This window comes from Methanofollis ethanolicus, assembly GCF_001571385.1.
GTDB classification, from domain to species: domain Archaea; phylum Halobacteriota; class Methanomicrobia; order Methanomicrobiales; family Methanofollaceae; genus Methanofollis; species Methanofollis ethanolicus.
In genome coordinates, this window is sequence record NZ_BCNW01000001.1 from 683,233 (window position 1) to 704,868 (window position 21,636).

The window sequence follows — 21,636 nt, forward strand, 5'->3', positions numbered from 1 at the left end:
ATTTCCCTCCCTTACAGGATCTTGTCCAGGAATGGCTTACAGTCGATGCCGTGGAGGTCAAGCGCCAGTTCCTGCGGACTCATTCCCTGGGCAAGGCCCAGCAGTTCGTTGTAGTGGAGCACAGGGATCTGCCACTCGATACCGAACTTCTCTTTGATCTCGATCTGGCCGCGGTCGAACTGGAGCTGGCAGAAGGGGCAGACTTCGGTGATTGCGTCCGCGCCGACTTCGTTGATGTTGGTCAGCTTCTCGTTCGTGATGTCCAGGGAGTGGGCAAGGTCGAAGCCGCGGACACCGCCGCCTGCACCGCAGCACTGCATCTTGTTGCGGTACTGAACCGGTTCCGCACCGAGGGCGGCGACGAGTTCCTCGATCCACATCGGGTTCTCGGAGTCGGTAAAGCGGCGCTCCTTGATGGGCTTGAGAAGGTGGCAGCCGTAGTGGACGGCAATCTTCGTGCCGTCGAGGGGCCTGACGACTGACTCACGGATCTTGTCGGGTCCGCAGATCTTGCTGTCATAGTAGAGCTCGGCGAGGTGGTACACGTCGATCGAGCCCTTGAATTCCATGTCGATCTCGGAGAGGACTTCGTTAACGCCGTCGCGGAGTTCGTCGTCTTCCTTGAGGCGCTCGTTGACCTCGTAGATCGACTTGTAGCAGCCGTTGCAGATGAGGGCGATGTCCTTGTTCATCTGCTCGGCGAGGACGATGTTTCTGGCTGCCATCGCATACCAGACGTTCAGGTCGACAGCGCCGAACGCGCCCGGTGCCGGGCAGCAGCTCGCACCCTTCAGGGGGAGGAGCTCGATGCCGAGGTTCTTGCTCGTCTTGATGGCGGCGGCCTCACAACCGGGATAACGGTTCGGTGCGATACAACCCAGGAAAAAGGCATACTGCTGCATCAGTGTTCACCCTCTGAGAGGATCCTGTCTGCATTCTCTTTCATGTGGTAATGGTCCATGATCTTCCTGATACCCGGCAGGTACTCGGGGTACTTGTGGGTGGTTTCGGGTTCGGCCTCAAGGCCTAACTTGACCCGGGCTGCCCGGTTCACGTCGTTGTTCGGCACGCCGTGGCCGGTGTTGTAGATGAGCTGGATCGTCTTGAGGAAGTTCCTCGGGACGATGTCCCACTTGAATGCAAGGTTCCGCATTGCCATGATGACGTCGGTCGGAGCAATGTCGCGCGGGCAGCGGTCAGTGCAGCTGTAGCAGGTGGTGCAGAGCCACAGGTCGGGGTCGGTCAGCGACTCTTTCTCAAGTCCGAGAACGGCGCGGCGGACGAACTTCCGGATCCGGTAACTCGAACGAGGGGCCGAGGGGCAGGAGCCCGTGCAGGTGCCGCACTGGAAACACATGTGCGGGATCGAGCGGGAGAGCTTCTCCACGTCCTTGAGGAATTCAGGATTGCTGTCCGTTGTGTGGAAATACCTGTCCTGGAATTTGTCTTCCATTGCAGGGTCAGAATATCCTTTTACCATGTCACTACCTCACGCGTTTTCAAGGGCCTTGAGCTCCACTTCTCCTGGCTTTACGTCCTCTTTAACCCTGGAGGTCCGTGGGGTGAAGAGCTTTGCCTTGATCCTGTTGAAGAGGTCGGTTTCCTTGCCCTTCATCCGGATGCCTGTTCTCTTCAGGACGATGATGTCCTCACCGGGGCAGGCGTTGACACATGCGCCGCAGAGGATACAGAGGTCCTTGTTGACGGCGATGTTTGCCTCCTTCTGGCCCTTCATCTGGGCCGCGGGGGACGGGGACGGGAGATATATTGCATGGGCCGGGCAGATCTCAGCACAGGTCGAGCAGCCGCCGGGGCACTTCTCGGCGTGGAATTCGATGTCGCCGGTGAAGATCTTCTCGACGGTGATCGCTTCGGTCGGACAGTTCGTTGCGCACCAGCGGCAGGTGCAGCAGTCGTCCTCGATGATGTTGACTTTGCCCGGGAGCTTCTTCGCCTCAACCTCGCGGTTGACGGTGATGGCCTCCTCGGGGCAGGCTTCGACGCAGACCTTGCAGCCGTCGCAGAGTTTCTCGTCCCAGAGGACGTCGCCCTCGACCTTGCCGGTCTCGGCGGTGAAGTCCTTGCGCTTGACGTCGATGGCCGGGCAGAGTGATCCGCAGATGCCGCAGACCGTGCACTTCTCGGTGTCGACCTCGAACGTGGTCTTGGCGGTCAGTGCAGTCTGGCGCTCGCGGCCGTCCTCGACGGTGCCCTCGAATGCCGGGACGTCGCGGTTGATCGCGTCACGCGGGCAGACGTCCTCGCAGGTCGTGCACCGCACGCACTTCTCGTCGTCGATCGTGGCGAGCATGTCGTACTCGGGGAAGCCCTCCTTCTCGATGATGGGGAGCCGCTCTTCGCCGTTGATCTTCAATGTCAGAGAGTTGAACGGACACATAACGACGCAGACGCCACAGTACGAGCACTTGACCTCGTCAATGTTCACCGGGCTTGCGTAGTCGATTGCGTTCTTTCTCTTGGTCGCTCCAACCATGCTGACGGTAATGGCGTCCTCGGGGCAGGACTCGGCACAGATACCGCAGCCTGTGCACCTCTGGCTGTCAAGGATCAGGTGGTTGACTGCCTGAAGGAGCCGCTGTTCATTGATGATGTTGACACCATCTCTCTTTTTGGAGAATTTTGGAAATATCGCCATGAATAACCCTCACTCCTTTAACCTTGTGTCTGGGCACCGGGCCCGGACTGCATTGGTCCTACGACCAGTCGTATCACATTGTATGGGCATGCCTCGACGCAAACGCCGCATCCGGCACAGAGCTCGTGATCAACGTCAAGGACGGTTGCCTTGCCGTTCATCACCTTGTAGATCTTGTCGGTGGTGACAGGATCCACGGTGCTGAGCTCCAGTGCGTCTACGGGGCACGCGACCACACAATTGTTACAACCGGTACAACGTTCCATGTTTACGTGCACTGCAAATGCCATGGTTTCACGCACCAGCTATCTCGATTAAAATCGATTATGAAAGAGTTGTCAAATAATATAGATAAACTTTCTGAAAGAAGGCACCCGAAAAAATCCGTATCCTGCATCGGACAATGGTAATATGTTAATTTGTAACCCTGATTAAACGCATCCCTGCTGCACTCCCGCCAGATCGCCGGCGCGTGGTGTTTCATAGGAAGGCGCGCTCCTTCCTGTCGACCCGCGAAGGCGGGGGCGGGGTGAGGGGCAGGAGAATTAGAAATCTTCTTCTATTCCCCTGTTGCATTCTGTAACAGAGTAGAGAAGGCAGGAAATTGTCCTGTGACTCTGCATATGAGGTGCAAACATGGATTTAAATGGTGTGACCATCGACGATACGTACGCAGAGGCGTTTCCGACCTGGGTCTCCCGGGTCATCATCACTGCAGTCACCGAGGACTATGCATACAAGGCTGCCATCGAGGCGACTGGTTTTGCGACCTCGGCTATCGGCTGCCCCTGTGAGGCAGGGGTCGAGGGCTTTGTCCCGGCAGAGGAGACTCCGGACGGAAGGCCGGGCTATGCGATCCTGATCTGTGCAGGCAAGAAGAAGCTGAAGGAGCAGGTTGTCGAGAGGCTTGCCGAGTGCGTCCTCACCGCCCCGACGACCGCGGTCTTCGACGGTCTGCCCGAGGCCGAGGAGCGGATACCGGTGAAGCTCCACTTCTTCGGCGACGGCTACGAGTACCAGAAGGAAGTCGGCGGCCGGAAGTGCTGGGCGATCCCGATCATGAACGGTGAATACGTCGGCGAGGAGGATTTCGGCATCGTCAAGGGCGTTGCCGGCGGGAACTTCTTTGTGATGGGCGAGAACCAGATGGCCGCCCTCATGGGCGCCCAGGCTGCGGTCGACGCGATCGCCGGTGTCTTCGGTGTCATCACCTCCTTCCCTGGCGGCATTGTGGCGTCAGGCTCGAAGGTCGGCTCGAAGAAGTACAAGTTCATGGCCGCGAGCACCAATGAGAAGTACTGCCCGACTCTCAGGGAGACGGTCGAGGATTCCCTGGTGCCCGAGGGCGTCAAGGCGATCTACGAGCTCGTCATCGACGGCCTTGACGAGGACTGTGTGAAGGAAGCGATGGCCGAGGGCATCAGGGCCGCGACCATGGTGCCGGGCGTCGTCTTCATCAGCGCCGGCAACTTCGGCGGCAACCTCGGTCCCTTCAAGATCGAGCTGAAGGACCTCATCTAATTCTTTTTTTTGCTCCGGTTTTCCCGTCGCCCCGGCGTGGTCTTCTCGCGTGCGGGATGTGCCGGTTGTCGGGACAACCAACAGGGCCGTGTGGTATCCGGTCGATCCATGTCTGTGTACGGGAATGGAGGCGGACCCGGGCGCGCAGGTGCGGAGCGTGCGAGATCTGTTTTTGTTTGGTCTTTGTCCGATCGGAATTGTCGTTCCTTATCATTTCGGCGTCGTCGTGGATGTTTGTCCTGTGTGGGTGCAGTTCTCTCCTCTGGAAGGTATGTTGGTAGGCCGACGAAGTCGGGCATGTGCAACGGACGGGAAGATTAGTTGTCTTGAATCTGGCCAATCTTCTTTAGACCGGACTAAACCGGTCGGTTTGTGTCCCGGCGTTTTATTGTGGGATGTTCTGCTGTACGTATTTGGTGCGGTAGTTGCAGGCATTTCTCGATTGGTCTGTAATTATTGGTCTCTTCTGCCTTTTGTCTTCTATTTAATTTTCAATTTGGCATTCGATGCATTCGATAAATATATATGTCGGGCGCCTATCATTGAAGTGTGTTGACAGAAGCCAAATGTTAATTGATAAATATTATCTCATGTCGCCCGGACTTCTGTCGGCAGGATCCCGGTATCAGACAAAGGTGTCGGGATAGTATGGACTGAAGAGAGGATTTCAAATGAAAAACGGAAAGAAAGCAACGGTACTGAAGGTGGCGATGGCACTGGCAGTTCTGCTGATGCTCGCCGCATGTATTGCGCCGGTTTCTGCGGTTTTATTTGCAGACAACAATCAGACATACATCGAGATGGCAAATGGGGCGTTCTATGATCCTCATGGCAATGACACCTACTACTTCAACTTCTCAAAGGCCGGCGGTGGTCTCAAGGCAATTCATATCACAAACAGTACGACGAACAGTGCTGGAGCAGTCTACACCAATCAAGGCCTGAACGGGACATTCTACATCTCGGACACCAGTAAGGATCCGGGGTGCAGCGACTCCGCCATTCTCATGTTCGGTGTTCCGGGTGGGGCCGATACTACGAACCTTGCATTGAACATCACGGCTTCGGGATACAACTGGACTCTGACGCCGACGATCATGTACCCGCCATCGGTCACGTACTATAGCAATGTCGATATCGGCACGTTTGGTAACAGTGAGTTCCTTACGGATGATGATGATTATCTTATTGACTGCACATGGCGCCCCTATTTCGATGAGAACTACCCCATGTACTACGGCCAGAACATGACGAACACGTCGGATACGTACAAAGTCATGTTCCTCGACACGGGGCTCGGCACCCTGAAGTACAACACCAGCCTTACAAATAATGGCATGATCAAAATCGACTATGGCATTACAGGTTATAACGGCCGTGCATTGTTCGACATCTATACCTGGTGCAACCAGTCGAATCAGGGCAAATCCGTCTCCTGGACAAACCGGGTGACTGATACGGGAAGCAACGGCTGGACTATTGGTTTCTAAACCTCCTCCTTTTTTGTGGCGTCCTTTGTCAAATCGAGGGGAAGTCTCCAGACCGATCGATTCTCTCACTCCCTTATAGGCTGGTAAGTCATCTCAAGGGTCTATCTCTATCGGGTACGATTGCTTGAATCTGTCATTTTTTGGGTGATTATTTTGGTTTCTGGTTATTCTGGCTTATATCTGGTGTATTTCCCCCGGGTTTTGTTTATTCCTGGCATTCGGAAATAAATTTGTTTTGGCGAGATTTGTAGGATTCTATCAATTATTACTGTCCTATCTGTCTATTTTATCCGCAATCTTGGATTGATCCGCGTTCGCACATTTAATTGGAGTATTTATTGAAAATTGTGGTTATGTGTATTTGTTTAACTTTCCTCAAATAGAAATCATTATGTCTGCGCGGCATTTACCGATCTCAGAGCATGTCCACGTTGGGATGCTCGAATAGTGTTGTTTAAAGGGTTGGATTATGAGTACTCTTGATATTATCTCCTGGTCCGGTAAGAACTGCCGGAAATCTGTTTTTCCCGTCGTATCGCTGAGCCTCGTGCTTATCATTACAATCGCGCTCTGCGTCGTCCCTGCGTGGGCGGAGAACGTCTCCGGTGCGAACTTCTCCGGGATGGATGGGGAGGGAATGGACGCGATGTTCTCTCCTTCGAATGCCACGGCGCCTGGTGAAGACAATTCTACTGCGATACCGGTCCAGCAAACGGTGGCGTGGGTCAATGTCACGCCGGCATCTGCCGAAATGACGGTGAACGACGTGCTGTCGTTTTCGGCAGCAGCATATGATTCCTCGGGGACGGTTGTTCCCGATGTTGTCTTCGCCTGGAACAGCAGCGATCCGTCTGTCGGGACGGTAAACCAGACCGGTTTGTTCACAGCGCTTGCTCCGGGATCTGCGGTGATCACCGCTTCTGTCGCGAACAGCACCGTGAACGGGGCCGCAAACGTGACGGTGTCGGCACCCTTAATCCAAACTTCGCCGACGCCGGAGAACGAAACAATCCCGAAATCCGTTCAATTCTCCTCTGTCGGTGCCAGTCCCGGAGGCGTGATCCCGGATACCAATAACGTATTTCTGAGAGTTTCGAATGACGACGGCGCTCGGTTCGATGATTTCGGGAATAACACCTACAACATCAGGTGGACCGGCGATGCGTCCGAAATTCCGGCTAATGACGGAGGGCAAAACGCTCTGCACATCACCGACGATCTCTCGACCACTCAGAAGGTTACGTTTACGAATAATCTGGCGGGGACGTTCTGGGTCACCGACACGGGAGGACGTTACTACAAGGACGAGATATTGCTCCTCATTGCCGTCAACGGGACAATCCCGGACAATTTCAGGCTTCACCTGAAAGCCGACGGCTATCAGTGGGTTCCGAATCCGACGCCGCATGCACCACCTGCACTGGAAGACATCACCTATGAAGCCGTGACCCTGGACGAATGGTTTACGAAGGACGACCTGATCTACGGTCCGCAGACCTGGCGACCTGCTGCGCATACGACGTATCCCCTGTACCCCGGACAGGACGTCACCAACACCTCCAACACCTTCCGGATGATGCTCGTTGATCTCAATGCCGGCGACCGCTACGGCGTCCAGCCGGTCAGAGTTCAGTACGAGGTCGAGAACCTGAACTCTTTCATGGCTGTGAACGCCTATGCATACTCCAAGAACGCCGATGTCGGCGTATACAATATCACCTGCTGGACAAACCGCCTTCTTGGAAATCCCGGCGAGTTCAGCGGATATTATGTCTCCGGCGCCCCCCTCCCCCCTGCTGCACGGGTAACGATCTCACCTGAATCCGCATCTGTTCCCGTCAACGGCAAGCAGACGTTTTCAGCAAGAGCATATGATGAAAACGGGGATGAGATCGTCGGTGCCCCCTTCACCTGGTCGAGCAGCGTTCCCGGCGTCGGCACGATCGGTACTGATGGTGTATTCTCACCGGCTTCCGAAGGATCGACGATCATCACCGCCTCAACAAACGGTGCCTCCGGCGAGGCTCAGGTTACGGTGACAGGACCTGTTGAAAAGGTTCTGACATCGATCACGATGGACCCGGCCTCGGTCGTGATGTACACGGACAATATCGGGAACCAGACTTTTGTTGCCAAAGGATACGACCAGTTCGGAGACGAGATCACTCCGTTGGCGTTCAGGTGGTCGAGCACCAATGAGAGTGTCGGGACGGTTGATTCGTCGGGCAGATTCTCGGGAATTTCAGCCGGAATTACAGATGTACAGGCACAAAACGGCACCGTAACCGGGACTGCGCAGGTCTTGATCAAACCGAACCCGGACTGGAACGTGACTCTGATCGGCGCGGTGAACGGAACCCTGAATCGTTCTACCATTATCGACCTGTCCCACGGGGGGCTTCTCTCCTATACCGACCCCAGCGGAAAACTGTGGGAAGGAGTCAACCTTTCGGCGATCATCGGCCTTGTCGATGACTCCGACCCTGCAACTTTCAACGCGTCGCTGGCATCCCGGGACTATAATATCACCGTCGTCGGCAAAGCAGCAGGCAATGATAAGACCGTCCTGATTACCGGTCGGGAACTTCTCGATGGTGATACAACCTTTATTGCCGCCTATAAAGTGAACGGCTTCGAGATCCCCGAAGGGCCGATTGATGGAAGAACATACTGGCCGTTGAAATTGACGGGGTCGGGAATTGCACATGTGGGTAAGAATCTCGAAGAGATCACGGAGATCTCGCTTGAGTTCCCCCCTGATATCAGGAAGATAAACATCACACCCGATATTGTGAGGACATGGGAAAGTGGTGAGCCTCTCCAGTTTGATGCCCGTGGATATGATGCATCAGGGACTGAGGTTCCTTTTGTTTCGTATACGTGGACGAGCAGCAATACCTCGGTCGGCACGGTAGATCAAACCGGGTATTTTACTCCCACCGGGTCGGGAACGACGACTGTTTGGGCGGACTTCCACGGGGTCAACGGCTCGGCGACAGTGTATGTTTATCCCGACAACCTTCCTCCCCATGCATGGATCGTTGATCAGATGGGCAACGGTGATTTCAGGACGATTACTGAAGCTATCGCCTGTGCACGGGATGGCGACACTGTCCTTGTCAGGGATGGAGTCTATAATGAACTGTTTAAGCTCGAGAAGGGAATAACACTCAGATCAGAAAACGGCCCCTCGAATACGACTATCACAAATGCTAACAGGGCCTTTATGATCGAGGTTCTGGCTGATAATGTCTCTATATCGGGTTTTACACTAAAACAGACCGGTTTTGCAACAATTGCAAGTAAAAATGCAATTCGAATCACGAAAGGCGACAACTGCACGATCTCAGGAAATATTTTCTCAGATACGCAGTATTGTATCTACGTCTATACAGGTCATGTAAGTTATATGACCATCGCCGGGAATAAATTCAACAGTCCGACAACGTCGATATATTTAACTACCTGTGACCATGCTGTTGTTAGAAACAATATCATTGAAGGAGGAAAAGATAATACAATCCTGGTTTATGGAAATGGAGACTCTCTTGGGAATATTGTGGAAAATAATACCATATCTTCTGATTCCATAGGGGGTGGAGGAATTGGCTATGCGAATAGTTTCGGAGGAAGAATCTCAAATAACACAATTTATAATGCGGGTCGAGGTCTGTATATTCGTGATGCACCTAACACCGTCGTCAGGGACAATATCATCGGTGAATGTACGGAATCGAATGTCTACTTAAGAGATTCAATAAAAAACATTACATTCACTGGGAATGAATTAAAAGGTGGCAAAACGGGAACTTTCTATCTCAATAGCATCAAAGATGGTGATTCTGCCAGCATTTATATGAACGACATCAGCACTCACCCTGCTAAACCCGGTAACTTTTTCTACTGTAAAAAATCATCTCCCCTCGCATTAAACTCCACGGAGCCGATCAGTTACGTCTACAACGGCACGACATACACCAACTTTGTTGGCAACTACTTTGCTAGCTATGCCGGCAACGACACCGACGGAGACGGTCTCGGCGACACGCCGTTTGTCGCCAGCGGCGTGAATCACTACCACCCCCTCGTCTCCCCGATCGACAACTATCTCGTCCTCACCCCGACGACCATCACCGTCACGCCTGCGGCCGCGACCCTCGAGGCCGGGGAGAGCGTGAACTTCACGGCCGAGGTCTTCGACCAGCGTGGGGAGACGATGCCCGGCGCCGTGCCTGTGTGGTCGAGCGGCAACACGACCCTCGGTGTCGTGAACGCCACCACCGGCCTCTTTGATGCCCTTTCGTCCGGGAACGTGACGGTCTCTGCAGTCTGCGACGGGTGCACGGGCTCTGCGGTCGTCACCGTTGTTCCGGCGACGAAGAAGACGGAGACGCTCTCCTTCGACGTGCCCAACTGCACCTTCTCTGAAAACAGCAGCGGGCATTCCATCTCGGTCAACGCGAGCGCCGCCAGCATCAACGGCAGCCGTCTCACCGTCCGGGGCAATGGGTTCAACCTGACCCTCAGGACCACGTCCGACCCCGTCACCGCGGGCGGCCAGGTCAACGCGACCTACGACGGCATGGTCCTGGAGACCGATCCCCTCGTTGCCGACCTCCCCCTGCCCGGCACAGTCTCGGGCAGCATCCGGGCCAACCTCACCGGCCTCCCTGCAGGGGCGGGCATCACGACCACCCTCAGCCAGAACATAACCGATGAAGTCATGTCCGCCTTCCAGCTCGCGGCGAGCGAGGACGGCCTGAACGTGGACGGGGTCGCCTTCACGATGAACATCCAGAAGACGAACCTGACGAACGGCCAGGACGTCTCCGACGCCACGATCAGGATGACCGCGAGTCCGGCATGGGTCAACGCCCACGGCGGCGTCGGTGCGGTGCGGATCATCAGGTGGGCCGAGGACGGCACGAAGGAAGTGCTGACGACGACCTATCTCGGCACCGACACCGGTGGCAACCTGGTCTTCGAGGCATATTCCCCGAACGGCCTCTCGCTCTTCGGCCTGGCGGCGACCTCGACGCCGCCGAGCGGTTCGACCGTCTCTTCCCACTCTTCGTCCGGCGGCGGGAGTTCCGACGTCGCCGCAATCTCGGGCTCCATCCCTGCCGGGGAGACGAAGTCCTTTGCGGTGACGGAGACGGCGGTCACCAGGATCACGGTCGACGCCTATGACGCGATCGACGACATGCTGGTGACGGTGCAGAAGGCCTCGCTCCCCAAGGACATAGCCGCACCCACGCAGACGACCTTCCAGGTCATCGAGACCACCCTGTACCGGGCCGACCCGTCCGCCATCGACAGGGTGACCCTGGAGTTCGCGGTGCCGACGTCCTGGATCGAGGACCACGATCTTTCCACCGGCAACATCGTTCTCCTCGGCTACGAGAACAATGGGTGGAAGGCCCTCACGACGACGTTCCTGAAGGAAGAGAACGGGCAGGCCCTGTATTCGGCCAGGGCCTCCGGCTTCTCGTACTTCGCGATCGTTGCGGGCACGACCGCCTCGGCCGCTTCCCCGGTGCAGGCAGAAGAGACGACGATGCCGGCGGGTGAGGCGGTGCAGACCGCGTCCCCGTCACAGTCCGCCACGACCCTCCCCCAGAAGTCGCCCCTCCCGTGGGGACTCGCGATCCTCGCCTTCGGGGCGGTGTTCATGATGAGAAGACGATAACCCCTCTTTTTTGAAACCGATTGTATCATCTCCGGGTCGGCCCTCCCGACCCCTCCATGTTCTTTCATCTATCCGGTGAGGAGCGACCGTCTCCTCTCCTTAACCTGCTCGGGGAAGGGGATGTCCGGCCGGGCTCCCTGCAGGATGGCATGAGTATTTCCTGCCCGAATCAGATGTTCGGATCACTCCCCTCTTCTCCTGCTCATTCTTGCTCCCTGAAGGGCGATCCTTTTATCTCGGATGATGCCGAATATTTCGTCAACGAAATTTTCGGTGTATATCATGATCACGCTGACTCCCGCAGATGCGAAGAAACGCTTCGGGCCGCTCTTTGCAGAGAAGTTCATCGTCATGGTGGACGAGCAGGCCGGCATGGCCGAGATCCTGGAGACCTGCCGTCACCGCGGCACGATCGAGTGGGACATGATGAACAGGCGGCGCGCCTGCGGCGCCCTCTCCTCCGCGGAGGTGCAGGGGTCTTCGATGACGATGCTCGCCCGCCTCGGGAGGTACGAGGCGAACTTCGGAGCGGCCGGCCAGGAGATCGGCGGCCAGGCCCTGGAGGGTGTCGAGGTGCAGGGTGACGAGGTCGTCACCTCCTGGGCAGGGATCGCCGGTGCCGGTGTCGGCGTCGCCGCCTGCCTCCCGCAGGCGCCCGGCGTGATCAGGGCCGAGTACCCGACCGAGGAGGACCTCCACATCGGCGGGGCGAGGGTCTGCCGGGTGCGGATCGTCACGCCGAAGTACGAGAAACTGACCATCGGGATCGACGACACCGACACGAAGCAGGAGGGCGCCACCTGGGTGCTCGCCCTGAAGTGTGCCGAGGCATGCAAAGTTCCGGGAGCAGAGTACCTTAATATGCGCCTCGTGCAGCTCAACCCGAAGGCCCCGAAGAAGACGACGAACTGCGTCGGTTCGGTGCTGAACTTCGCCGTGAGGCCGGGATCGGTCGAGCCCCTCCTCGCCTTTGTGAAGGAGTACATCGAGGAGCACGCGGTCTCGGGCGACACCGGGATCGCCTACTACCGCGGGCTCTGTCTCCCGGGGTCCGACTACGTGAAGAAGATCAAGACCGAACTCATCTCCCGCGAGGAGGTGGAGGCCGAGGCAAAGCGTATCGGCGTCACCTTCATCGACTCCGCGGCGAGCAAGGGACGGATCGGTGCATTCGGTGCGGTGCTCTGGGGCAACCGCGGCGTGGAGGCAGCAGGTCTCTATGGAGAACAACCGGGCGGCAGGGTCTGAGGGGCTCAAAGACCCCTACGTGGTGGCGTACCCCCTGATCGCGGCGGTCGCCGACGGCGAGGGCAGCCGGATCGAACTGGTCGAGTTCTTCGACTGCCTGGGCGGGGCCCACTGGGTCCGCCGCCACTATGCACAGAGCCCCCTCGTCGTCTCCGCCCGGACAGTGGGGGCGACGACGCGGTACGTCCTCAGGGCCGGGTGCGTCTCCCTCCCCCTGGAGGGCTCCCGCTTCCCGGCGGGGATCGCGGGCGCCGCGGTGGAGGGCGACGAGATCGCGGTCACATATCTTGGCATGGGCGGCGGCGGCGTCGGGGCCTCGGCCTGCCGCGCCCGCGGCGGCGGGGTGATCCGGGCGTCGTGCGACGAGTCCGGCGGCGGCAGACTGGCCGGGTCGACGGTCTGGCTGCCGAGGCGCGAGCGGGTGGTCATCGGCGTCGACGACACCGACACCCCCGAGGATGGGGCGACCTGGACCCTCGTCCACAACATTGCGAAGGCGGTCGCCGACGACTCCTCGGTGTACCTCTCCCACACGATCGTCCAGCTCTACCCTGTGCCGGAGAGGACGAAAAACTGCGTCGCCTGTGCGGTGGAGTTCGCGTCGTCCGACCCGGACGGGCTTATCGAGCGGTTTGCCGCCCTGCTCGGCCGCCACACCCTCTCCGACGAGACGGGGATGGCGGCGTACGTCGGCTTCGACCCGTCGCCCCTGCGGGCATACGGCGAGGCGGTGAAGAGGGGGAAGGTTGCCTGGGCCGATCTCGAAGCCGTCCTCGGCGAGGTCAGGGTCGTGATGGGCGGTCACGGCCTCATCGGTGCGGTGGCGGCGATCCCCTTCTACACGGACTACGGGGAGGCGACGTCCTTATGGACCGGCTGAGGCTGAAGGCCGCACTCCTTGCCGCAGGAAAGGTGAAGGTCGCGGGCGTCCCCCCCGGCCCGTACCTCTCCTCCTCCACCGCGGGACCCGGCGCCGGCGGCGAGGGTTCTGTCTTTTTTTCTGTCGACGGCATGAGAGTCCGTCTTTCGGTGGACCCCCATGCCGACCTCGTCCTCATCCATGAGGGGAAGGGGAACGCGACCCTTCCTTTCCACGGGGAGATGGTCAGGGGCGTCCTCGAAGTGCCGGGCTTCCACTGCCCGCGGCAGGCCTTCATCACCCTCACCGCGTCCTGTATCTTCTCCTGCCTGTACTGTGCCGTCCCCGGCCGGGTTGGGCGGACGAAGAGCACGGAGGAGGTCGTGGCGATGGTCAGGTCTGTCATCGGGAGGATCGACGCGATCTCCCTGACGAGCGGCGTGGCCGGGAGTATCGAGGAGGAGGAGAGACGCGCCCTCGATGCGGTGCGGGCGCTTGTCCCCTTCGATCTGCCCATCGGTGTCTCCATCTACCCGACGCGTAACTCCCCCCGTCTCCTGAGGGAGGCAGGGGCCGCGGAGGTGAAGTTCAACATCGAGGCGGCGACGCCCGGCCTCTTTGCGGAGATGTGCCCAGGCCTCGAGTGGAACCTCGTCTGGGAGGTGCTCGAGGAGTCGGTGCGCCTCTTCGGGAAGAACCACGTCCAGAGCAACATCATCGTTGGCCTGGGGGAGAGCGATGAGGAGATGGCGGCGGCCGTCAGGAGACTCTGCTCCCTCGGGGTGATCCCTGTCCTCAGGCCCCTCACCCCGTCGGCGGGCCTCGCGCACTTCCCGCGCCCGTCGGCAGAGCGTCTGCTCAAGCTGCATGCGGTCGCACGGGAGGAGATGGTGGCGGCCGGGCTCGACGCGAGAGAGGCATTGACGATGTGTGCGGCATGCATGGGCTGCGACCTCGTACCCGGGAGGGACTGAAAATGGACGGGGAGGAGGTGCTGGCTCTCGCCCTTTCCGGTGCGGCCGACGCCCTGTACACGGTGCCCGGCTATCCCGTGACCGGGTGCGCGACGCGGACCCGCGCGGAGGTCTGCACGAACGAGAAGGTCGCCCTGGAGTACGCCTTCGGTGACTCCCTCCTCGGCAGGCGGGCCGCGGTGGTCGTGAAGCACGTCGGCATGAACCTCCTCGCCGACCCCCTGGTGCAGGCGACGGCCCAGGGTATTGTGGGGGGCGTCGTCGTCGTGGCCGGGGACGACCCTCTCGCCCGCGCCTCGCAAGTCGGGGAGGACTCCCGCCATTTCGGACCCCTGGCGATGGTGCCGGTCGTCGAGGCCGACGGGCCCGAAGCCCTCCCTGCCGCGGTGGAGGAGGCCTTCGCCCTCTCGGAGGCGATGGCGCGGGTGTGCGTCCTCCGCGTCACTCCCGAGATCCTCGACGCACCGGCAGCGGCCCGACCCGCTCTCCGCGGTGCGAGGGGTGCGGGCACCCTCGCCGACCCCGCGCTGACGATGCGGGGCAGGTGGGAGAGGGCCCTCCAGGTAACGGCGGCACATACCGGCCATCAGGCCCCGGAAGGTGTTATGGTCACAATCCCGCAGGTCTCTCCCCCGGCAGGGGAACCCGAAAGATTCTCCGACCGGGGGTTCTGCCGGACCTTCTGCCGGCACTGCCCGTACCGTCCGCTCGTCTCCCTCCTTGCCGAACGGGGGATGCGGCCGGTGGTCGATGCCGGGTGTTCCCTCCTTGCGACAAACCCGCCGTACAGGATCGGCGTTGCGAGTTATGGCCTCGGGTCCGCGGTGGCGGTGGGGGCAAAAAGCACGGGTGTCGCCCTGATAGGGGATTACGGCATCCTGCACTCCGGCATAAATGCACTGATCGACGTCTATGAGAAGGGCCTGCCCCTCCTCTGTATCGTCCTTGAGAACAGGCGCATGGGCATGGTCGGCGGCCAGGAGGTTGCCGGAGTGGAGAAGTACCTCGACTGGGCCAGACCGGTCATATGCCGCGCCGACGACCTGGCCGGACTGGCGCGGCTGATCGTGCCTGCCGACAGGCCGACGACGGTGATCGTCACCGGGGCATGCCCCGAAGGAGAGAGTCATGAAAAAGTGGAATGTTGAGATATGCGACGTCACGCTCCGTGACGGCGAACAGACGCCGGGTGTATCGTTTGCCTGCGACGAGAAGAAGGAGATAGCGGGAATCCTCGATGCCACCGGTGTCGAGGTGATCGAGGCCGGTTTCCCTGCCGTCTCGGCGAACGAGAAGAAGGCGGTCAGGGAGATCTGCGGGATGGGCCTCGACGCCCGGATCTGCGCACTCGCACGGGCGAAACAGTACGACATCGACGCCGCGCTCGACTGCGGCGTGGAGATGATCGGCGTCTTTGCGGCCACCTCCGACCTCCATATCCGGACGAAGTACGGCAAGACCCGCGAGGAAGTCCTTGCCGAGACCTGCGCGATGATCGAGTACGCCCATGACCACGGCGTCACCGTCAGGTTCGGCGCCGAAGACGCGTCCCGGACTCCTCTCCCCGTCCTTATCGAGGCGTACAGGCAGGCGGCCGATGCCGGCGCCGACCTCGTTACCTTTGCCGACACCGTCGGGTGCATGACACCCTCGGAGACCGGGGAGAGGGTGCGCGAGATCGCGGCCGCCATCGACACCCCCCTCTGCATCCACTGCCACGACGACCTCGGGTGCGCCACCGCAAACACCGTCACCGCCGCCGCGGAAGGCGCTTTTCAACTCCACACCACGGTGAACGGACTCGGCGAGAGGGCCGGGAACGCCGCCCTCGAGGAGGTGCTCGTCGTCCTGGCCATGAAGGCCGGGATCAGCAGGTACGACCTCTCCCACCTCAAGAGACTCTCCGATCGGGTCGAGAAGGCTTCGGGGATCGCGGTCGCAAAGAACAAGGCGGTCGTGGGTGCCCATGCCTTCGCGCACGAGAGCGGCATCCATATCGCCGCGATCCTCAGGGAACCGGAGACCTACGAATACGTTCGCCCCTCTCTTGTGGGCGCGTCAAGGACGTTCATTCTCGGCAAACACACCGGGAAACACGCGATCGAGCATGTCGCCGTCTCTCTCGGCTACGACCTCGACGATGCCGGGGTCTCCTGGGTGCTCGCCGAGGTGAAGAGGCGGAGCGAGGCGAAGTGCACGGTGACGCCCGAAGTCCTCCAGGAGATCCTCTGCGCCGCGCGGAAGGGGGCGGTCTGATGGCCACCCTTGCCGAGGAGATCCTGGGGGCGCCTGCCGGGGAATACGTCGACCGCCGGGTGGACCGGGCCTATGCCCATGACGGCACCGGCGTCCTTGCACGGGAGGCCTGGCTCTCGATCAGGACCGGGGCCTTCCCCGATCCCGAACGCCGGTATCTCATCTTCGACCACATCGTCCCGGCCAACACCTCCTTGACCGCAGACCTCCAGAAGGAACTGCGGACTTTCGCCCGGCAGCGGGGGATGCACCTCTCCGACGTCGGCGGCGGCGTCTGCCACCAGGTGATGGCCGAGGGGTATGCCCTCCCCGGCGAGGTGATCGTCGGGGCGGACTCGCACTCCTGCACTCTCGGGGCCTTCGGCGCCTTTGCGACAGGCGTCGGGGCGACGGACATGGCCGGCATCTGGGCGACAGGCGAGACCTGGTTCAGGGTGCCGGAGACGACCGGCGTCTTCCTTGATGGCGCCCTGACCGGTGCGGCCGCGGCAAAGGACGTCGCCCTCGCCTATGTCGCCGCCCTTGGGATGGACGGCGCGACCTACCGCGCCCTGGAGTTTGTCGGTGAGGGGGCGTCGGGGCTATCGATGGTAGACCGCCTCACCCTCTCCAACATGGCGGTGGAGACAGGAGCGAAGGCTGGAATGTTCTATGCCGATGCGGTGACGCGGGAGTACCTCGCCGGTTTTGGCCATGCGGTGGAGGCGCAGACTCCAGCGGCCGGATACCCAGATGAGATCACCCTCGACCTCGGGAATATCGAGCCCCTCCTTGCCCTGCCACCGCGGGTGGACACGGTCTGCCCGGTGACAGAGAGGGAGGGCCTGACCGTGGACCAGGTCTTCCTGGGCACCTGCACCTGCGGGCGGTACGAGGACCTGGAGGCCTTCGCCCGTATCGTGCGCGGCAAGAAAGTGGCGGTCAGGACCGTCGTCGTCCCGGCGTCCCGTGCCGTCCTTGCCCGTGCGGCCGCGACGGGGGTGCTCTCCACCCTCATCGAGGCCGGGTGCGCCGTCGGGACGCCCGGGTGCGGCCCCTGTCTCGGCGCCCACATGGGCGTGATCGGAGAGGGGGAGGTCTGCCTCTCGACCGCGAACAGGAACTTCAGGAACAGGATGGGCGTGGGCGGCGAGATCTACCTGGCCTCTCCCCTGACCGCGGCGGCGACCGCTCTTGCCGGAGAGATCCGGTCTCCGGAGGAATGCCTGTGAAGGGCGACGGGCGTGCCCTCTGCCTCGGGCGGGACATCGATACAGACCTCGTCATAGCGGGGCGGTACCTGCGGACGAAGGACCGGTCTGTCTGGGCGGCCCATGTCTTCGAGGATCTCGACTCCACCCTTGCCGGGCGCCTTGCCGGTGCGGTGATCGTCGCGGGCCCGAATTTCGGCTGCGGGTCGTCGCGGGAGCAGGCGGCGGTCGCCCTGAAGGAGGCTGGAGTCGTCGCGGTCGCCGCCCCGACCTTTGCCAGAATCTTCTTCAGGAACGCCGTCAATATAGGTCTCCTGGTGCTTGAGTGCGAGATCCCCTGCCATGAGGGCGAGGCTATACGCTTCGATCTCGATGAGGGCTGGATAGAGGCCGGCGGGACCCGCCGCCCTCTCCGTCCCCTCTCCCCGCGGATGCGGGAGGTCCTCAGGTCGGGAGGTCTTGTCCCCTATCTCAGCGGAGGCCATGGATGATATTTCCTGAAGAGTGCAAATACGTGGGCCTTGCGAATACGAGGCCCCTCGGGGAGAAGGTCTATTTCCTCTCCCGCTGGCTGATCCGGGAGACCCCCGAAGGCTACGAGATCCTGTCGGTGAAACTTGCCGATGGAGAGGGACTGATGCGTGATGTCACGGCGACATGGGTGCTTGCGAAGCCCGACGAGACATATCTGTATCCCGAACCGGTGAACTTCAATGACAGGTCGCGCCTGATCAGCCTTGCGGCGGCCTCGGGGTATCGGTGCACCATTTTCAGGAGCCCTGACGAGTCACGGACCTTCGTCCTCGACCCTGACCAGGGGTCGCTCCTGACCGTGCACGTCTACGACATCATTCCGCCGCGCCCCCACCTTGCGGCGATCCTGGAGGAACTCGAGGGTGTCGGTCTTTTCGGCGACCTCGGCGTCCGTTTCGAGTATCATATCAGGGACATCAGGGAGACGGAGGCGGAGGTCTATCCCTGCCGTGCCGGCGGCTTTGACCGGACCCTCGATGCCGACCCTCTTGCCGGGAAGGAGCATGTGGCCGGATGCCTCACGGCGCAGCAGTTCTGTGCGGAGAACTACGGGGACGAGGTGGAGATCGCTGAGATCTGCCCCCTGACGCAGGTCGCGGAGGAGCCTTTTATCGCCCGGTGCTGTCGGGGGGAGCGCGAGGGTGTCGGGGAGTGGAACGGAAAGTTCGGCGGCGTGGTCCACTGGGGTGCGGCGCCCCACACCATCGACGCGGTCCTCAGGGGTGCGGTGGCCGGGTGGCGGGAGCATGAAGGTAGCGGTCGTCCCCGGTGACGGGATCGGGCAGGAGGTGGTCCCGGTGGCCGAGGCGGTTCTCCGCCGCCTCCATCCTGACTGGGACTACTACCCTGTCGAGGTCGGGTACGGCCGCTGGCAGAGGTGCGGTTCGGCCATCGGTCCCGAGGAGATGCGGGCCCTCGGGGAGGCCGATGCCATCCTCTTCGGTGCGGTGACCACGCCTCCCGACCCTGCCTACCGGAGTGTGCTCGTGCAGATGAGGAAGGATCTCGACCTGTATGCGAATGTGCGGCCGGTGAAGGGACCGGGCGTCGACCTCACGATCGTGCGGGAGAACACCGAAGGGCTGTACTCAGGGATCGAGTGGGAATTGCCCGGCTCGTACTGCACCCTCCGGGTCGTCACCGAGAAGGGGAGCCGACGAATTGCACGCTTCGCCGCCGGGCTTGCGAAAGGCAGGCGGTTCACCATCGGGACAAAGGCGAATGTCCTCAAGTCCGACACACTCTTCCGCCGCTGTGCCGTCGAGGAGGCGGAGGCCGCGGGGGTGGCATGGGAGGAGACGTTCATCGACGCCCTCTGCCTTGACGTGCTGATGCACCCGGCCCGCTACGGCGTCATCGTGACGACGAACATCTTCGGCGACATCCTTTCCGACGCCGTGGGGGCGCTTGTCGGCGGCCTCGGCACCCTCCCTTCGGCGAACATCGGCGATGGCCACGCCCTCTTCGAACCTGTCCACGGTTCGGCCCCTGACATAGCGGGGAAGGGCATCGCAAACCCGGTGGCGGCGATACGGAGCGCCGCGATGCTCCTCGCCCATGCAGGCGACCGGGAAGGGGCGGCCGCGGTGGATGCGACGGTGGACGCCGTCCTTGCCGCGGGCATCCGGACCCCTGACCTCGGCGGCACGGCCTCGACCGGGCGGTTCGGTGCAGCGGTGGTCGGTCGGATCAGGGATTGGATGCCCTGACGCCAGCTCCCCTCTTTTTTATTACTCAGCCCCTGCGTCCTCCTCCCAGAGTCCGAAGGTGTTCCCCTCGGTGTCCTCGCAGACGGCCAGGTACCCGAATTCCGGGACGGCCGTCTTCCCGAGACGCACCTTTCCGCCGAGGCGGGTCACGTCGGCCTGGCAGGCGTCGATGGATTGGACCCCGATGTAGTTGGTGATTTTTTGATCCGGCGCCCCTCGCTTTCCCATCCCGCCGCCAATGCCGGGGGATCCGTCTTCGGTGGCGGTGGCGATCAGGTAAAAATCCGTCCAGCCCGGGGCCAGCTCGAACTTCCATCCAAAAAGGCTGGAGTAGAAGGTTTTCGCTCGTTCGAGATCGTCGGCAGGCAGGTCGAAATGCACGATATTTGCCATGACTTTCACCGGAAGAGAACTGGTGCGGGCGGTCATTAACATTTTGGTCGACCCGGTGGGCCGACCTGCCCGCGGGAGCGTTCATTATAGGGCCCCGCTTTTTATTCAACCCCGGTACGTCTGTAATTTGAGAACCTGCATATTCTTTGCGGCACCAGGTACTCAGTACGAAAGATCTCTCTGCAAAAAAAGGAAAAGTCGCCCTGGTCTTTAAGGGCTTGCAACGGAACTGAATGTGGGTTTCCCTTCCGGTTCAGGCCCTTTTGTGCCGGTGACAAGGTAAAATGTCAGCGAGCTGAAGAACCGCCCGGCGTCACCGGCATGTGCCTGTTCTCCGGCCCAGGATTCCGCTTCCCGGGAATCAAGGACACCGGCCTGGACCGCTAGCGAGAGGGTTGTCTCAAGATCGAAGACCCTGCGGGCAAGCGGCAGGCTGGTGATGACAAGGCATAACGGCGTGACGGTAATGTTGTCAAGGCCGGCTTCGGCACATGCCGCTGGAAGGGATCGCCCGGCCCATCCGCTCGGGATATGGTCGCACCAGAAGTTCAGGACCTTCCGGGTAACCTCCCGTTCTCCGGGCCAGATGACAAAGGTCTCCCAATCTGGTTCAAACACCACGATTTTTCCGGCATGCCGGGTCACCCGGGCCATTTCCCGGAGGACTACATAGATGTCTTTTGTATGCTGGAGCACGCGATCCGTACGGACGGCATCAAAAGAGTTGTCTGCAAATGCAAGGTGCGATGCATCGGACAGCACATAACCGGGGCGGGCACTTCCCGCAGTGTTTTTCGCCTGTGCCGAGGCAAGCATGGTACGGCTTACGTCAATACCAATGACGCACCCCTCCTCTCCTGCCATGGCTGCAAGTGCTGCTGCATCGACGCCGTTCCCGCAGCCAATCTCAAGGACTGCGGCACCCGGGCGGATCCCGAGTGCCTCGTAACTGCGCCGCTTGCAGTCCTTAAAAAACGGCATCGAATGGATGAGGTCGAGGTAGGTTACAAATGAGTTCGCATCTCCCGCCGCATCCACACCGGCAAATCCTGAAGCAAATGAGTCCATGGTATTCCTGAAAAATTATTTGTCTGCAAATATTGTCATTTTTGGTATT

Annotated in this window: 18 protein-coding genes; 12 read left to right on the plus strand and 6 right to left on the minus strand. The window is 60.4% G+C overall.

Features of this window, described 5'->3' with window-relative positions; genetic code table 11:
• Window positions 1–11: 11 nt before the first annotated feature.
• From hdrB to MEFOE_RS03535, 4 genes are read right to left on the minus strand one after another with little or no spacing between them, the layout of a single operon-like run.
• Window positions 12–902 (minus strand): CoB--CoM heterodisulfide reductase subunit B, encoded by an 891-nt coding sequence (gene hdrB / locus MEFOE_RS03520; RefSeq protein ID WP_067048403.1) that lies wholly within the window; start codon window positions 900–902, stop codon window positions 12–14.
• Window positions 902–1,480: a CoB--CoM heterodisulfide reductase subunit C gene (gene hdrC / locus MEFOE_RS03525; RefSeq protein ID WP_067048406.1), complete on the minus strand. Its 579-nt coding sequence runs from the start codon at window positions 1,478–1,480 to the stop codon at window positions 902–904. The genes hdrB and hdrC overlap by 1 nt, the downstream gene beginning before the upstream one ends.
• A 9-nt stretch (window positions 1,481–1,489) precedes the next feature.
• Window positions 1,490–2,656, minus strand: coding sequence for a 4Fe-4S binding protein (locus tag MEFOE_RS03530; RefSeq protein ID WP_067048408.1), 1,167 nt, complete (start codon window positions 2,654–2,656; stop codon window positions 1,490–1,492).
• A 17-nt stretch (window positions 2,657–2,673) separates the two neighbouring features.
• Window positions 2,674–2,946 (minus strand): 4Fe-4S binding protein, encoded by a 273-nt coding sequence (locus MEFOE_RS03535; protein ID WP_067048412.1) that lies wholly within the window; start codon window positions 2,944–2,946, stop codon window positions 2,674–2,676.
• Window positions 2,947–3,292: 346 nt separating this feature from the next.
• Here MEFOE_RS03535 and fhcD point away from each other — a divergent pair, with 346 nt between their 5' ends.
• The 12 genes from fhcD to MEFOE_RS03600 all read left to right on the plus strand — a co-directional run bounded on the left by fhcD (window position 3,293) and on the right by MEFOE_RS03600 (window position 20,126).
• Window positions 3,293–4,177 (plus strand): formylmethanofuran--tetrahydromethanopterin N-formyltransferase, encoded by an 885-nt coding sequence (fhcD, locus tag MEFOE_RS03540; protein WP_067048415.1) that lies wholly within the window; start codon window positions 3,293–3,295, stop codon window positions 4,175–4,177.
• Window positions 4,178–4,848: 671 nt separating this feature from the next.
• Complete coding sequence (locus MEFOE_RS03545) at window positions 4,849–5,667, plus strand: hypothetical protein (protein WP_067048418.1); 819 nt, start codon at window positions 4,849–4,851, stop codon at window positions 5,665–5,667.
• 547 nt (window positions 5,668–6,214) lie between these two features.
• Entirely contained in the window at window positions 6,215–11,356 is a 5,142-nt protein-coding gene (locus MEFOE_RS03555) for an Ig-like domain-containing protein (RefSeq protein ID WP_160329480.1), read from the plus strand.
• Window positions 11,357–11,638: 282 nt separating this feature from the next.
• Complete coding sequence (locus tag MEFOE_RS03560) at window positions 11,639–12,604, plus strand: tRNA(Ile2) 2-agmatinylcytidine synthetase (RefSeq protein WP_067052912.1); 966 nt, start codon at window positions 11,639–11,641, stop codon at window positions 12,602–12,604.
• Window positions 12,576–13,484 carry a methanogenesis marker protein 11 gene (gene mmp11, locus MEFOE_RS03565; RefSeq protein ID WP_067048432.1) on the plus strand — a complete coding sequence of 303 codons (909 nt, stop codon included), beginning with the start codon at window positions 12,576–12,578 and terminating at the stop codon, window positions 13,482–13,484. The genes MEFOE_RS03560 and mmp11 overlap by 29 nt, the downstream gene beginning before the upstream one ends.
• Entirely contained in the window at window positions 13,472–14,437 is a 966-nt protein-coding gene (locus MEFOE_RS03570) for a radical SAM protein (protein WP_067048434.1), read from the plus strand. The genes mmp11 and MEFOE_RS03570 overlap by 13 nt, the downstream gene beginning before the upstream one ends.
• 2 nt (window positions 14,438–14,439) lie before the next feature.
• Window positions 14,440–15,585, plus strand: a complete 1,146-nt coding sequence (locus MEFOE_RS03575) for a thiamine pyrophosphate-dependent enzyme (RefSeq protein WP_067048438.1) — start codon at window positions 14,440–14,442, stop codon at window positions 15,583–15,585.
• Entirely contained in the window at window positions 15,566–16,693 is a 1,128-nt protein-coding gene (locus MEFOE_RS03580; RefSeq protein ID WP_067048441.1) for a homocitrate synthase family protein, read from the plus strand. Before MEFOE_RS03575 ends, MEFOE_RS03580 begins: the two co-directional genes overlap by 20 nt.
• Window positions 16,693–17,904 (plus strand): 3-isopropylmalate dehydratase/homoaconitate hydratase family large subunit, encoded by a 1,212-nt coding sequence (locus MEFOE_RS03585; protein ID WP_067048444.1) that lies wholly within the window; start codon window positions 16,693–16,695, stop codon window positions 17,902–17,904. Before MEFOE_RS03580 ends, MEFOE_RS03585 begins: the two co-directional genes overlap by 1 nt.
• On the plus strand, window positions 17,901–18,374 hold the full coding sequence (locus MEFOE_RS03590; RefSeq protein WP_067052915.1) for a LeuD/DmdB family oxidoreductase small subunit: 474 nt from the start codon (window positions 17,901–17,903) through the stop codon (window positions 18,372–18,374). Before MEFOE_RS03585 ends, MEFOE_RS03590 begins: the two co-directional genes overlap by 4 nt.
• Window positions 18,371–19,189 carry a DUF7714 family protein gene (locus tag MEFOE_RS03595; protein ID WP_067048447.1) on the plus strand — a complete coding sequence of 273 codons (819 nt, stop codon included), beginning with the start codon at window positions 18,371–18,373 and terminating at the stop codon, window positions 19,187–19,189. The genes MEFOE_RS03590 and MEFOE_RS03595 overlap by 4 nt, the downstream gene beginning before the upstream one ends.
• Window positions 19,164–20,126 carry an isocitrate/isopropylmalate dehydrogenase family protein gene (locus MEFOE_RS03600; RefSeq protein ID WP_067048449.1) on the plus strand — a complete coding sequence of 321 codons (963 nt, stop codon included), beginning with the start codon at window positions 19,164–19,166 and terminating at the stop codon, window positions 20,124–20,126. Before MEFOE_RS03595 ends, MEFOE_RS03600 begins: the two co-directional genes overlap by 26 nt.
• Before the next feature lie 21 nt (window positions 20,127–20,147).
• Here the strand turns inward: MEFOE_RS03600 and MEFOE_RS03605 are convergent, their stop codons facing one another.
• Window positions 20,148–20,519 (minus strand): VOC family protein, encoded by a 372-nt coding sequence (locus tag MEFOE_RS03605; protein ID WP_067052917.1) that lies wholly within the window; start codon window positions 20,517–20,519, stop codon window positions 20,148–20,150.
• 210 nt (window positions 20,520–20,729) lie between these two features.
• Entirely contained in the window at window positions 20,730–21,587 is an 858-nt protein-coding gene (locus MEFOE_RS03610; RefSeq protein WP_067048452.1) for a methyltransferase domain-containing protein, read from the minus strand.
• Window positions 21,588–21,636 lie beyond the last annotated feature (49 nt).

Coding starts and splice junctions, on each gene's coding strand:
- MEFOE_RS03530 (WP_067048408.1), bottom strand. CDS start 2,656: ATGGCGATATTTCCAAAATTCTCCAAAAAGAGAGATGGTGTCAACATC.
- MEFOE_RS03600 (WP_067048449.1), top strand. CDS start 19,164: ATGAAGGTAGCGGTCGTCCCCGGTGACGGGATCGGGCAGGAGGTGGTC.
- MEFOE_RS03610 (WP_067048452.1), bottom strand. CDS start 21,587: ATGGACTCATTTGCTTCAGGATTTGCCGGTGTGGATGCGGCGGGAGAT.
- MEFOE_RS03585 (WP_067048444.1), top strand. CDS start 16,693: ATGGCCACCCTTGCCGAGGAGATCCTGGGGGCGCCTGCCGGGGAATAC.
- MEFOE_RS03560 (WP_067052912.1), top strand. CDS start 11,639: ATGATCACGCTGACTCCCGCAGATGCGAAGAAACGCTTCGGGCCGCTC.
- fhcD (WP_067048415.1), top strand. CDS start 3,293: ATGGATTTAAATGGTGTGACCATCGACGATACGTACGCAGAGGCGTTT.
- MEFOE_RS03605 (WP_067052917.1), bottom strand. CDS start 20,519: ATGGCAAATATCGTGCATTTCGACCTGCCTGCCGACGATCTCGAACGA.
- MEFOE_RS03575 (WP_067048438.1), top strand. CDS start 14,440: ATGGACGGGGAGGAGGTGCTGGCTCTCGCCCTTTCCGGTGCGGCCGAC.
- MEFOE_RS03545 (WP_067048418.1), top strand. CDS start 4,849: ATGAAAAACGGAAAGAAAGCAACGGTACTGAAGGTGGCGATGGCACTG.
- MEFOE_RS03580 (WP_067048441.1), top strand. CDS start 15,566: ATGAAAAAGTGGAATGTTGAGATATGCGACGTCACGCTCCGTGACGGC.
- mmp11 (WP_067048432.1), top strand. CDS start 12,576: ATGGAGAACAACCGGGCGGCAGGGTCTGAGGGGCTCAAAGACCCCTAC.
- hdrC (WP_067048406.1), bottom strand. CDS start 1,480: ATGGTAAAAGGATATTCTGACCCTGCAATGGAAGACAAATTCCAGGAC.
- MEFOE_RS03570 (WP_067048434.1), top strand. CDS start 13,472: ATGGACCGGCTGAGGCTGAAGGCCGCACTCCTTGCCGCAGGAAAGGTG.
- MEFOE_RS03595 (WP_067048447.1), top strand. CDS start 18,371: ATGATATTTCCTGAAGAGTGCAAATACGTGGGCCTTGCGAATACGAGG.
- MEFOE_RS03535 (WP_067048412.1), bottom strand. CDS start 2,946: ATGGCATTTGCAGTGCACGTAAACATGGAACGTTGTACCGGTTGTAAC.
- hdrB (WP_067048403.1), bottom strand. CDS start 902: ATGCAGCAGTATGCCTTTTTCCTGGGTTGTATCGCACCGAACCGTTAT.